Source organism: Dietzia maris (genome assembly GCF_014144855.1).
GTDB classification, from domain to species: Bacteria; Actinomycetota; Actinomycetes; order Mycobacteriales; family Mycobacteriaceae; genus Dietzia; species Dietzia kunjamensis.
In genome coordinates this window covers 20,230-31,672 of sequence record NZ_JAALDN010000382.1, presented here as the reverse complement: position 1 = coordinate 31,672, position 11,443 = coordinate 20,230, and the positions used below count along the sequence as shown (strand labels likewise).

Annotated in this window: 13 protein-coding genes and 1 pseudogene; 5 read left to right on the top strand and 9 right to left on the bottom strand. The window is 68.3% G+C overall.

Annotated features, from left to right (window positions below; translation table 11 throughout):
- The 5 genes and pseudogenes from G6024_RS12565 to G6024_RS12545 all read left to right on the top strand — a co-directional run.
- Positions 1-1,120, top strand: a pseudogene (locus G6024_RS12565) (protein kinase family protein); the annotation flags it as partial.
- 51 nt (positions 1,121-1,171) lie between these two features.
- Positions 1,172-1,870: an RNA polymerase sigma factor SigM gene (gene sigM / locus G6024_RS12560; protein WP_371518032.1), complete on the top strand. Its 699-nt coding sequence runs from the start codon at positions 1,172-1,174 to the stop codon at positions 1,868-1,870.
- 138 nt (positions 1,871-2,008) lie between these two features.
- Positions 2,009-2,941 carry a thioredoxin-disulfide reductase gene (gene trxB, locus G6024_RS12555; RefSeq protein WP_067720178.1) on the top strand — a complete coding sequence of 311 codons (933 nt, stop codon included), beginning with the start codon at positions 2,009-2,011 and terminating at the stop codon, positions 2,939-2,941.
- A 57-nt stretch (positions 2,942-2,998) separates the two neighbouring features.
- Positions 2,999-3,343 carry a thioredoxin gene (trxA, locus tag G6024_RS12550; protein WP_067720180.1) on the top strand — a complete coding sequence of 115 codons (345 nt, stop codon included), beginning with the start codon at positions 2,999-3,001 and terminating at the stop codon, positions 3,341-3,343.
- Between the two features lie 156 nt (positions 3,344-3,499).
- Positions 3,500-4,690: an N-acetylmuramoyl-L-alanine amidase gene (locus G6024_RS12545; protein WP_067720182.1), complete on the top strand. Its 1,191-nt coding sequence runs from the start codon at positions 3,500-3,502 to the stop codon at positions 4,688-4,690.
- A gap of 57 nt (positions 4,691-4,747) precedes the next feature.
- On the opposite strand, the gene G6024_RS12540 is transcribed toward G6024_RS12545, so the two are convergent.
- The 9 genes from G6024_RS12540 to rpmH form a co-directional block, all read right to left on the bottom strand.
- Positions 4,748-5,416, bottom strand: coding sequence for a hypothetical protein (locus G6024_RS12540; protein ID WP_067720183.1), 669 nt, complete (start codon positions 5,414-5,416; stop codon positions 4,748-4,750).
- On the bottom strand, positions 5,413-6,549 hold the full coding sequence (locus G6024_RS12535; protein ID WP_067720185.1) for a ParB/RepB/Spo0J family partition protein: 1,137 nt from the start codon (positions 6,547-6,549) through the stop codon (positions 5,413-5,415). The genes G6024_RS12540 and G6024_RS12535 overlap by 4 nt, the downstream gene beginning before the upstream one ends.
- Positions 6,549-7,490 carry a ParA family protein gene (locus tag G6024_RS12530; RefSeq protein ID WP_235027891.1) on the bottom strand — a complete coding sequence of 314 codons (942 nt, stop codon included), beginning with the start codon at positions 7,488-7,490 and terminating at the stop codon, positions 6,549-6,551. Before G6024_RS12530 ends, G6024_RS12535 begins: the two co-directional genes overlap by 1 nt.
- A gap of 100 nt (positions 7,491-7,590) precedes the next feature.
- Positions 7,591-8,286 (bottom strand): 16S rRNA (guanine(527)-N(7))-methyltransferase RsmG, encoded by a 696-nt coding sequence (gene rsmG, locus G6024_RS12525; protein WP_067720189.1) that lies wholly within the window; start codon positions 8,284-8,286, stop codon positions 7,591-7,593.
- Positions 8,287-8,514: 228 nt separating this feature from the next.
- Complete coding sequence (locus G6024_RS12520; protein ID WP_159148845.1) at positions 8,515-9,003, bottom strand: Jag family protein; 489 nt, start codon at positions 9,001-9,003, stop codon at positions 8,515-8,517.
- A gap of 129 nt (positions 9,004-9,132) precedes the next feature.
- Positions 9,133-10,323: a membrane protein insertase YidC gene (gene yidC, locus G6024_RS12515; RefSeq protein WP_159148844.1), complete on the bottom strand. Its 1,191-nt coding sequence runs from the start codon at positions 10,321-10,323 to the stop codon at positions 9,133-9,135.
- A gap of 17 nt (positions 10,324-10,340) precedes the next feature.
- Positions 10,341-10,592: a membrane protein insertion efficiency factor YidD gene (yidD, locus tag G6024_RS12510; protein WP_187353839.1), complete on the bottom strand. Its 252-nt coding sequence runs from the start codon at positions 10,590-10,592 to the stop codon at positions 10,341-10,343.
- Between the two features lie 41 nt (positions 10,593-10,633).
- On the bottom strand, positions 10,634-10,996 hold the full coding sequence (rnpA, locus tag G6024_RS12505) for a ribonuclease P protein component (RefSeq protein WP_159148843.1): 363 nt from the start codon (positions 10,994-10,996) through the stop codon (positions 10,634-10,636).
- Between the two features lie 18 nt (positions 10,997-11,014).
- Positions 11,015-11,158, bottom strand: a complete 144-nt coding sequence (gene rpmH, locus G6024_RS12500) for a 50S ribosomal protein L34 (RefSeq protein ID WP_007629603.1) — start codon at positions 11,156-11,158, stop codon at positions 11,015-11,017.
- Between the last annotated feature and the right edge of the window lie 285 nt (positions 11,159-11,443).

Sequence of the window (11,443 nt, the reverse complement as noted above, 5' to 3'; positions counted from 1 at the left end):
CGCGCTGCTCACCGGAGCGTGGCCGCTCCCGCTGCCCGAGGGTTCCGATCTGTACGAACCGACCGACGGTCGGCCCGGTCCCGCCCGGAGGGACGACGACGACGAGGTCCTCGACCCCACGGTGGCCGGTACCGGGGTGGCGCCGGAATCCGCGGTGCTGGCCATGCGGTCTCTCGACGGGTCGTCGGTCAGCTCGGCGGCCACCGTGAGGGCGATGGTGACCGATCGCGTCGGCGGGCCGCGGCGCGCCGCCCCCGGGGCCTCCTCCCGGGTCGCCTACCCGTCGGGCGCCGCGGCGACGGGATGGACGTCGGGGGAGTGGTCGTCGGCGGAGGGATCGCCGGCGGAGTGGTCCTCGGCGGAGGCGGGTTTCGAACCCGCGCCGTACAGCGAGCCGGACCCGGAGGTCCAGAAGCGCCGCTGGCAGATCATGGCCGGGACCGGCGCGGCCGCGGTCGTGGTGATCGCCTTGCTGTTCACGTGGATGCTCGGGGGGTTCGGCGGCACCCGCAACGACACCCCGCTCTCACAGCAGCTCGACGCGATCGAACGAGCCGCCCAGGCCAGTCGCGCCGCCCAGACCGCCGAGCCCGCGGCCGATGACTCCGCCGCAGGTGACACCGGGGACGAGGCGGACGAGGCGGAGGAGGCCACCCCGACCACCCCGGTCTCCGTGTCGACCGTCACCACCTGGCAGCCCTCGTCCTCGAACGGCGTCGCGGAGAACTCGGCGGATGCCCCCAACGTGGTCGACGGTGACCGGTCCACCTCGTGGTCCAGCGACGCCTACCGGTCCCAGATCGGCGACGGCCCGTCGGCCTACAAGCCGGGTATCGGGTTGATGCTCACACTGGACGGTGAGCAGGAGGTCCGACGGGTGGTGCTCCGCTCGGGGGATGACGGCGTGCGCTTCGAGGTGCGGTCCGCGCCCGGTGCCTCTCCGGAGTCACTCGACGAGACCACCCGTCTCGGAGCGGGCACCGTCCGCGACGGGTCGGCCACCGTGACGATCGATGACCCGCGGGAGTCCGGGTACGTCCTGGTGTGGATCACCCGCCTGGGTACCTCCGGTGCCCAGTCCTACGAGGCCACGATCAGCGAGGTCGAACTGACCCGCTGACCGGCCGGGAGACGTCCCCACGGGCGGCCCGGCCGGGTTACGGTGACGGCCGTGAACACCGGTACCGCCGTCCCCACCGCGGCGGGTTCCCCTGCCCCGCCCGCAGGCGCGGAATCCCCGCTCAGCGCCCAGTCCGCTCCCGGGGCAGGGTCCGTTCTCAGGGCAGAGTCCGTTCCCAGGGCCCGGCCCGCACTGACAGCCGAGTCCCCGCTGTCCGACGCCGAACTGCTGGACGCGCACGTCGCCGGCGACCCCGACGCCTTCTCCGCCCTCGTCCGGCGGCACTACGACTACCTCTGGCGGTTGGCCATCCGCACGTCGTTCAACCGCGACGACGCCGCCGAGGCCCTGCAGGAGGCTCTCGTCTCGGCGTACCGGAAGGCGGACACCTTCCGCCACGCCTGCCCGGTGCAGGGGTGGCTCTACCGCATCGTGGTCAACGCCTGCCTGGACAAGATGCGGGCCCAGCGCCTGCGCACCCACACCCAGCTCACCCCGTCCCTGCACGAACAGGTCACCCTGCGTGACCACTTCCACCAGGACCCGGCGTACGCGATCATCGTGGCCGAGGCGTTGGCGGAACTGCCCGACGATCAGCGGGACGCCGTCGTCGTCGTCGACATGCTGCGGTGCACCGTCGCCGAGGCGAGCCACCTGCTCAACATCCCCCCGGGCACCGTGAAGAGCCGGTGCTCCCGTGGCCGCGCGAAACTCGCGGCCCTGCTCGAGGGGGTCACCCTCACCGTGTGAGGGTGTTCCTCCCGTCACCCGGTGGGCGGGCGCGGGAACAAGGCAGCCCCCCGGGGTGTTGTGGCCACTAGAAGACCCGGCACCTGATGCCGGTTCCGACTCACGAGCCACCAACCGCCCGAGGAGCCCCGAGAACTCATGAGCGACACCGTCCACGACGTCATCATCGTCGGATCCGGCCCGGCCGGGTACACCGCCGCCATCTACTCCGCGCGGGCCGAGCTCAAGCCCGTCGTCTTCGAGGGCTCCCAGTTCGGTGGAGCGCTCATGACCACGACCGAGGTCGAGAACTTCCCCGGCTTCGCCGAGGGCATGATGGGCCCCGATCTCATGATGCAGATGCGTGAGCAGGCCGAGCGGTTCGGGGCCGACCTCCGGATGGAGGACGTGACGTCCATGGACCTCGCCGGGGACATCAAGACCGTCCGGGTCGGCGAGGAGGAACACCGCGCCCGCGCCGTGATCCTCGCGATGGGTGCCGCGGCCCGCTACCTCGGGGTCCCGGGGGAGCAGGAGTTCCTCGGCCGGGGCGTGAGCTCGTGCGCCACGTGTGACGGATTCTTCTTCCGCGACAAGCCGATCGTCGTGGTCGGCGGCGGCGACTCCGCCATGGAGGAGGCCACCTTCCTCACCAAGTTCGGTTCCTCAGTGACGATCGTGCACCGCCGTGAGGAGTTCCGCGCCTCCAAGATCATGCTCGAGCGGGCACGGGAGAACGAGAAGATCTCGTTCATCCTCAACACGGCCGTGGACGAGGTGCTGGCCGGCGCGACCGGCTCGGTCGAGAAACTCCGTCTGCGCGACACCGTCACCGGTGAGACCAGTGAGCTCGAGACCGCCGCCATGTTCGTCGCGATCGGCCACGATCCCCGTTCCGAGCTGGCCCGCGACCAGGTCGAGGTCGACGAGGACGGCTACGTCCTCACCGGTCAGACCACCGCCACCTCCCTTCCCGGGGTGTTCGCCTGTGGCGACCTCGTCGACAAGCGCTACCGCCAGGCCATCACCGCCGCCGGTTCGGGGTGCGCCGCCTCGATCGACGCCGAGCGCTGGCTCGCAGAGCAGGCCTGAGCCCGCACCGGGCCCGGAACAACCGGGCCCCGTCCACCCACCCGAAAGGACCACCTCATGGCCGACACCCCCAACATCATCGACGTCACCGAGGCCGACTTCGCCGACGCCGTGCTCACCGCCAGCGGCTCCAAGCCCGTTCTCGTGGACTTCTGGGCCACATGGTGCCGCCCGTGCACCATGATGGCGCCGGTCCTCGACGAGCTGGCGGGCTCGGAGGCGGACAAGCTGACCGTGGCCAAGGTCGACGTCGAAGCCAACCAGGAACTCGCCGCCGAGTACCAGATCACCGCGATCCCCGCGATGCTGTTGTTCTCGGAGGGACAGCCGGTCAAGCGCATCACGGGCGCCAAGTCCAAGTCGGCGCTCCGAGCCGAGCTGGGCGACGTTCTCGGCGCCTGACACACACGCCTGCGGCACCGGGTCGCTACCCTGTGTCGCTACGCTGTGGCGCTCCCCCGTGGCGTTCCCCCACCGCCCGGCGCGGACGGGGCATGTCCGCGTGTGAGGCGGTAAGTTCATCCGGGTACCCAACACTAGGAGAGCGGGAGGAGACCCATGGCGTGGAGGCGTGGTGACCGTGGGCCCGAGGTGGCCGCCATCCGGGCCACCCTCGCGGGCATGGGTCTGCTGCACAACATCGAGTCGGTCGGGGTCACCGAGCCCGAGACCGGGTCAGTGCTCGCGCGTACCGACGCCGTCTTCGACGCCGACCTGGAGAAGGCCGTTCTGGCCTTCCAGCAGGCGCGTGCGCTGATCTCCGACGGTATCGTGGGTCCGGCCACCCAGGCCGCGCTCCACGACGCCAGCCACGTGCTGGGGACCCGGGACCTGAGCTATATCGTCTCCAGGCCGATGGCGGGGGACGATATCGCCCAACTGCAGCGACGACTCGGCGAGCTCGGGTTCTACGCCGGCCTGGTGGACGGGACTTTCGGCCCCCTCACGCACGCGGCCGTCACCGACTTCCAGCGCGACTGCGCGCTCCCCGCGGACGGTGTGGTCGGTGCCGAGACCCTGGACACCCTGAGCCGCTTCTCGACCCTGTTCAAGGGCGGGGACGTCGCCTCTCTCGTCGAGAAGGAGCGGGCCCGCACCTCCGGTCCCATGCTCGCCGGTAAACGGATCGTCCTCGATCCCGGCCCCAGTGGGTCCGAGAATCCAATCCGGATCGACACCCCCTACGGGACCATCACCGACGCGGAACTGCTCTGGGACATCACCCGGCGGCTCTCCGAGCGGATGAACCAGGCCGGCGTGGAGGTCTTCCTCTCCCGGCCCGAGGCGATGATCCCGACCGATCCCGAGCGCGCCGAGATAGCCAACGCGTTCAACGCCGATCTCATCATCTCGCTCCGCCTGGACCGCCACCCGAATCCGGTGGGCAACGGGGTCGCGACGTTCTACTTCGGAAACTCGCTCGGCGCGGAGTCCATGCTCGGTGAGGCCCTATCCGGCTTCATCCAGCGGGAGATCGTCAGCCGCACCACTCTTCGCGACTGCCGGACCCATGGCCGGAGCTGGCCGTTGCTGCGAATGACCCGCATGCCGTCCGTGCAGATCTACCTGGGCTACGCGTACAACCCGCAGGATCTCGAGATCCTCGGCGATCGTGCCGCCCAGGACACCATCATCGACTCGATCCTCGTGGGCGTGAAACGTCTGTACCTCCTCGACGAGGACGATCATCCCACCGGGTCGATGTCCGTCGACGACCTCATCGACTACGAGCAGCGCCAGCGCGACTGATCGCGGCTCCGGCCACCCCGGGGGAGTCGGGACCGGGGTGTCGTGATTCCCGGGGTGTCAGAGCCCCCGGGCGACGGCGCTCGCCGACGCGCCCGACAGCACCCCGAGCCGCCGGGTGGCGAATCCGTGTTCGGCGAAGAGCTGATCGAGGGCGCGCTCCACATCCGCCTTCCACAAGTGCTCGCTCTCGATATCGAGCCGGAGGCGGGGATGGGTCTCGTGGGGTGCCACCACCGTGAAACCGTGCTCGACCAGAAAGCTCATCCCCGGCACGCACGAGTCCGCGCCGCACCCGTCACGTGACGTAACATGCCCGGGGTCCTCGGACGTGACCCCGAAGGCCTCGATGGCCTTGATTCCGCGGCTTCGAACATTGACGACGACGGCGTCGAGCAACGCGGTCAGTACCCCTGCCGGTGCGCCGTGCTCGACACTCATGCCGGCGAGCAGCACAGCGTCAGCGCCGACGGGCGAGGTCGGGAAGCACGTTGCCCGCGGCACCATCCCCGGGGGGGCGTAGAAGGCGGCAGCCGTCGATCGGTCCCCGTAGGTGGCGAGCTGGCCGCAGACACCCCATTCCAGGGATACGTGTGAGATCCACGCTTCCTTCTCGAACTCCGGATCTCCCGGGGACTGCTCACCGTCGGTTTGCCAATAGACGCAACGCCGGGCGCGAGGACCCAGCTGGTCCACCGCCGACAGGTCCAGCGGGCGGAGGGAGATCATCGCGGCGCTGCGGTCGACCCGCCCTCGAGAAGTGCGAGTACCCGGGCCAGATCATCGGTGTCGCCGACGTCGATGGTGATACGTCCCTTACGGCGCCCCATCGTGACCGACACGGAGGTCTCGAAGCGGTCTGACAGCCGACCCGCCACCGCCTCCAGCTCCGGGTTGCGCTGGCGTCCGCGGGGCGGGGGCTTTGGCTTGTCCGTGGTGTCCCCGGGATCGCGGTTGGCGAGGGTGACGAGCTCCTCGGTCGCCCGCACCGACAGGCCCTCGGCGACGATCCGGGCGGCGAGCTCGTCCTGTGCCGGCGCCCCCGCCTCGAGGCCCAGGAGTGCGCGCGCATGTCCCGCTGACAGGACACCAGCCGCGACCCGCCGCTGTACGGCGGTCGGCAGCTGGAGCAGGCGGATGCTGTTGGTGATCGCGGGGCGGGATCGGCCGATGCGGGTCGCGAGTTCTGACTGGGTCACGTCGAACTCTTCCAGCAGCTGCTGGTAGGCGGCGGCTTCTTCGAGAGGGTTGAGCTGTACCCGGTGGATGTTCTCGAGCAGAGCGTCCCGCAGCAGATCCTCGTCGTCGGTCTGCCGAACGATCGCCGGAATCGTCTCGAGCTTCGCGCGCTGGCTCGCCCGCCAGCGTCGCTCACCCATGATGAGCTGATAGCGCCCACCGGACATCTCACGGACGACGATGGGCTGGAGGAGTCCGAATTCCTTGACGGAATGAGCGAGTTCGGCCAACGCCTCCTCATCGAAGTGGGTGCGGGGCTGCTTCGGGTTGGGGTCGATCTCGGCCGGGGAGATCTCACGGTAGACGGCGCCGGGGTCCACCAACTCTGTTGTTTCACGTGAAACGGGTGAACCATCGTCGGCGTGCGAGCCGGTGTCGGCGTGCGAGCCGGTCTCGGCCGCGCGGGCCGTCGATGACGCGGTACCGGTGAGCTCCGTATCCGCCGGACCCCGATTCCCGGCGCCGGACGAGCGCGGACGTGGGGGAGTGGTACGCGGACCGCCACCTCGAGGCCCCAGGATCAGGTCGGCGGCGTCGTTTCCGAGCCGAGGCCCTTCGTCGGGGCCGGTGGGGATGAGGGCCGCGAGACCCCGCCCGAGACCGCCCTTACGCTGCTGGCTCATCAGTTCTCCTCCGGGCGGTCGACGCCCTCAGCTTCACCCGCGGTGGGCGTGGATACGAGTTCTCCCGGACCGGCCGGCCCTCCCCGTGCATTGATCTCGCGGGCGGCGTCCAGGTAGGCCAGTGCACCGCGCGACCCCGCGTCGTACTGGAGGATGGTCATCCCGTAACCCGGTGCCTCGGACACCTTGACGCTTCGCGGGATCACCGTCCGCAACACGGTGTCACCGAAGTGCTTCCGGACCTCACCGGCGACCTGCTCGGCGAGCTTGGTGCGTCCGTCGTACATCGTCAGCATGATGGTCGAGATCTCCAGATCCGTATTCAGATGTTGTTGGATGAGTTCGACGTTACGGAGAAGCTGACCCACTCCCTCGAGGGCGTAGTACTCACACTGGATCGGGATGAGGACCTCGCGAGCAGCGACCATCGCATTCACGGTGAGCAGACCGAGCGAGGGCGGACAGTCAAGAAAGACGTAGTCGATACCGAGCGACTGCAAGTCCTCCGGCAGGAGGACTTCGGCGAGACGTCGTTCCCGCTGGGGGAGCCCGACCAGCTCGATCTCCGATCCCGCGAGATCGATGGTCGCAGGTACGCAGAACAAGCGCTCGGCGTGGGGACTCTTCTGCATCAACTCATCGACGGACGCCTCCCACATCAGAAGGTCATAGCTCGACGGTGTGCCCTCGCGGTGATCGACACCGAGCGCCGTACTCGCATTGCCCTGCGGATCCATATCGATCACGAGCACCCCGAGCCCACCCAGAGCGAGAGCAGCGGCGAGGTTGACGGTGGACGTGGTCTTGCCCACCCCGCCCTTCTGGTTTGCGATCGTCACGATCCGCGGCGACTCGGGACGGGGGAGTGCCGGTGCATCCCCGTGGAGGACCTCGTTCGCCTGGCGCGCGGCCGCGAAGATCGGGGTCTCGTCGTAGGACATCCGTCACCTTTCGAGTTGCATCCTGAGCGCGGCGAGCCTGCCGCCGTGTGGGTGCCATTGTTTCACGTGAAACCGACACTGGACACGTCCCCGTCAGGCCTCAGTGAGACCGACGCCCGCGTCCGCGGGATCGGGAGCCACGGCCCCCCATCCTAGTCGCCAGGGTGCCGATCACCAGCCTCGTCGGTTCGGCATCCGGGGCAGCGACGGTCTCGACGCGAACGTCGTCGAACCCGAGTTTGCCGAGCGCCGCACGATCACGCTCGACCTCGTCGACTGCCGACTCGCCCTTGAGGGCAACCATACGGCCGCCCACCTTCAGCAGCGGAGCAGACCACCCGGCGAGCTTCGCCAGCGGTGCCACTGCCCGGGACGTCACGACGTCCGCCTCGCCCGCCTCGACGATGACCGGTTTCTCCTCGGCGCGACCCCGAATGACACGGACATCGATGCCGAGCTCGGCGATGATCTCCTCGAGAAACGTGACCCGACGGAGAAGTGGCTCGACCAGAGTGATCGTCAGATCTGGGCGCGCGAGCGCCAGGGGGATACCAGGGAGGCCTGCGCCGCTCCCGATATCGACGACAGACACGCCCTGCGCCAGCTGAGATTCAGCAGCCGCACTGTTGAGGACGTGCCGATCCCACAGTCGAGGACGCTCACGCGGACCCATCAACCCGCGCTCGAGCCCGGCCGTCGCGAGGAAATCGACGTACCGCGTCGCGAGACCCAACCGATCACCGAACACTTCAGCGGCAGCGGGCGGGGGCGAGGGCAGATCACCGGAGCCGGACATCGAGCCCGGTTCGGCCGGTGTCTCACCCGCAGTCCTGGAAGCCCCGTCGCTGTCACGTGACGCTTCGTGGCCCGTGTGTCCGTTCATGGTCTCGCGCTCCTTCTCGCGGCCGCAAAGCCACTGTTTCACGTGAAACACCGCCGGTGAATCACATCATTGTCATTAGACCCTCGGACACAGATCAGGGGTGCGAGCCGTCCGGCTCGCACCCCTGCCCCGAGCCGCCCGTCACCCGGGCAGGACCACCACCCGGCGGTTGGGCTCGACGCCGGTCGAGTCCGAGGTGACACCATCGATCTCCGCGATCGCATCGTGGATGATCTTGCGTTCGAACGGCGTCATGGGCTCGAGTTCCTCCGACTCACCTGACTCGAGAACCCGCTGCGCTGCCACGCGGCCGGATTCGGTCAGAGCTTCGCGCTTCGCCTCACGCCAGCCGGCGATGTCGAGCATCAACCGACTCCGATCGCCGAGTTCCTGTTGCACCGCGAGACGCGTCAACTCCTGGATAGCGTCCAACACCGACCCGTCCGAGCCGACCAACGTATCCAAGTCGTCGCCGCCCACGATGCTCACCACAGCCCGATCACCCTCGACGTCCAGATCGATGTCCCCGTCGAAATCGAGGATGTCGAGGAACTGCTCGAGATAGTCGCCAGCGACCTCGCCCTCCTCGACCAATCGTTCCTCGGACACCTCGATGTTCCTCTTGGACATGGACCTGCCTCCGTCGTGACCGCCGATCGCCGAACCCCGGGGGTGCGACGACTATCTACCCCAAGTATGGGACAAGGTCCCCGACGCCGGAGCATCGGGGACCTTGTCCACTCACGTTTCCCTAGCGGGTCAACGCTTCTTTTTCTTCTTCTTGTTCTTGGGACTCGAACCCGATCCCTTCTGGGCCGGTCTACTGCGCTGCCCGCCGGGAGCCTGAGGCCGTTGACCCGGGCGTGGAGCGGATGCCGGAGCGACCGCAGGCCCCGGGTCGGAGTCGATCACCTCGTCGTCGTCCACCGTCGCGGTACCCACCTCCCCGGCCGGATCCGACACCACGCCGGCTCCCGTCGCGGCGGCGCGGTTCTTCTTGGGCTTGGTGGGCTTCACACCCACCCGCGGTGCGAGCGCCTTCTGCTCCTCGCGCCGCAGGAGGGCCGCGGCGTCGTCCTCCTTGGCCATCTTCTCGTACAGGAAGTACTGCTGGCCGAGGGTCCAGAGGTTATTCGTGACCATGTACACGAGGATCGCCATCGGCCAGAACGCACCGGTCACCAGGATGCCGATGGGGAAGGCCCACAGCATGAGCTGGTTCATGATCTTGGCCTGCGGGTTCGCCGCGGCCTCAGGCGACTGGCGGGACAGGGAGATCCGCGCGTTGAAGTGAGTCGTCACCGCCGAGACGATCATCAGCGGAATGGCGACGAGAATGATGTTCCACCGGGCGAAGTCGAGCATCGCGCCCGGCTCCACGAACGCCTGGAACTGCTCGACCGGCTGGGAGATGAAGGACGAGAGCGGAGCACCGAACAGGCGGGCGTCGAGGAAGCTCTGCACCTCGTCCGCGTTGAACACGTAGTTGCCCGTGTTGCGCGTCTCCTCGGCGCTCATCCCGAGCGCGCCGAACTGCGAACCCATCCGGTTGAACGACCGCAGCACGTGGAACAGACCCAGGAAGACCGGGATCTGGATCAGCATCGGTAGGCAACCCAGGAGGGGGTTGAACCCCTCCTGCTTCTGCAGCTTCCGGGTCTCGACCGCCAACTTCTCGCGGTCGTTCTTGTACCGCTTCTGCAGCTCCTTCATCTTGGGCTGCATCTCCTGCATCTTGCGGGAGAAGCGGATCTGTTTTGCCGCCGGCCAGAACAGCATCGCGCGGAGGGTGAAGACGAGGAAGATCACCGACAGGGCCCAGATGACCCCGTTGGAATCCGGCGCCTCCACCCAGGGGAGCAGACCGCCGAGGAACGCGAAGATCTTGTGCCAGAACCAGAGGATGCCGGAGATCGGGTAATAGACCAACGGGTTGGTGATGAACGACATGGGTGGTGGAGTCCTAGCTACGTTCGAGAATTGTCGGTGTGCTCGTGGGGCTCGTGGCCCGGTGGATCAGGTGCACGGGGCCGGGGGACCGGATCCCACCCGCCCGGTGTCCACGGCCCACAGCGCAGGAGACGCCACACCGAGAGCCAGGTGCCGTACCAGGCTCCGTGGACGCGTACCGCCTCGACGGCGTAACTACTGCACGTGGGTTCGAATCGGCAGCTCGGTGGGGTCCAGGGGGAGATGCCCTTCTGGTAGAAGTCGAGCATCCACAACAGGATCCGCGCGATGGGACCCGGGCGCCCCGTGCTCACGACGAGCCCCTGGCGCGAGCGGCGGCAGCGGCGAGCCCCGCGCGCATATCCCGCACGAGGTCGTCGTGCGACGCACCCGCGGAGGCCGGGTTGGCCCGGATCACCACCAGGAGATCGTCGCCGGCCTCGTCCAGCAGGCCGCCCGCGATATGACGAAGCCGTCGGCTGACGCGGTGACGAGTCACCGAGTCCCCGACGGCTTTGCTGACAACCAGCCCGAAACGCGGACCGCCCACGCGGACATCCGAGGAGTCCACGTGGGCGTGTACGACCATGGTGCGGCGGCCCTTCCTGGCACCCTTGCGCACCACCGTCGCGAAGTCAGCGGAACGGTGGAGCCGGTGCGACCTGGGGAGCACCCGCCACCCCGGCCGGAATCAGGCCGTCAGCGACGCGCGGCCCTTACGCCGGCGGGCGCCGACGATGCCGCGACCGGCGCGGGTGCGCATGCGCAGACGGAAGCCGTGCACCTTGGCACGACGACGGTTGTTCGGCTGGAAGGTCCGCTTGCCCTTGGCCATGGTTGGCTCCTCACGTGAAGTCGGCGCCGTGTCCAGCGCCCGATCGAGTTCGAGACGTCGTCGAATCACCGAAGGACGGCGGCACCACGACGCGCCGGGCGCCCACGGGCGCACGACAGACTGCTCAAGATTACGCGCCCGAGGCGTCGGCCGCCAAACCGTGTAATCCCATTCGTCTCACTGATACCAGTTTCCTGGCCACAACGACACGCCCACGGCCGCGATGCTTGACATCCGCCCTCCAGTCTATCTTGAGGGTTGCCCCCCGGATCACCATGTTGTTAC

Excerpts from the sequence above, each read along its gene's own strand:
- G6024_RS12520 (WP_159148845.1), bottom strand. The coding sequence starts at position 9,003 with ATGTCCAAGAGGAACATCGAGGTGTCCGAGGAACGATTGGTCGAGGAG.
- yidD (WP_187353839.1), bottom strand. The coding sequence starts at position 10,592 with ATGCTCGACTTCTACCAGAAGGGCATCTCCCCCTGGACCCCACCGAGC.
- G6024_RS12530 (WP_235027891.1), bottom strand. The coding sequence starts at position 7,490 with ATGTCCTACGACGAGACCCCGATCTTCGCGGCCGCGCGCCAGGCGAAC.
- G6024_RS12545 (WP_067720182.1), top strand. The coding sequence starts at position 3,500 with ATGGCGTGGAGGCGTGGTGACCGTGGGCCCGAGGTGGCCGCCATCCGG.
- yidC (WP_159148844.1), bottom strand. The coding sequence starts at position 10,323 with ATGTCGTTCATCACCAACCCGTTGGTCTATTACCCGATCTCCGGCATC.
- G6024_RS12540 (WP_067720183.1), bottom strand. The coding sequence starts at position 5,416 with ATGATCTCCCTCCGCCCGCTGGACCTGTCGGCGGTGGACCAGCTGGGT.
- trxB (WP_067720178.1), top strand. The coding sequence starts at position 2,009 with ATGAGCGACACCGTCCACGACGTCATCATCGTCGGATCCGGCCCGGCC.
- trxA (WP_067720180.1), top strand. The coding sequence starts at position 2,999 with ATGGCCGACACCCCCAACATCATCGACGTCACCGAGGCCGACTTCGCC.
- rpmH (WP_007629603.1), bottom strand. The coding sequence starts at position 11,158 with ATGGCCAAGGGCAAGCGGACCTTCCAGCCGAACAACCGTCGTCGTGCC.
- rsmG (WP_067720189.1), bottom strand. The coding sequence starts at position 8,286 with ATGTCCGGCTCCGGTGATCTGCCCTCGCCCCCGCCCGCTGCCGCTGAA.
- G6024_RS12535 (WP_067720185.1), bottom strand. The coding sequence starts at position 6,549 with ATGAGCCAGCAGCGTAAGGGCGGTCTCGGGCGGGGTCTCGCGGCCCTC.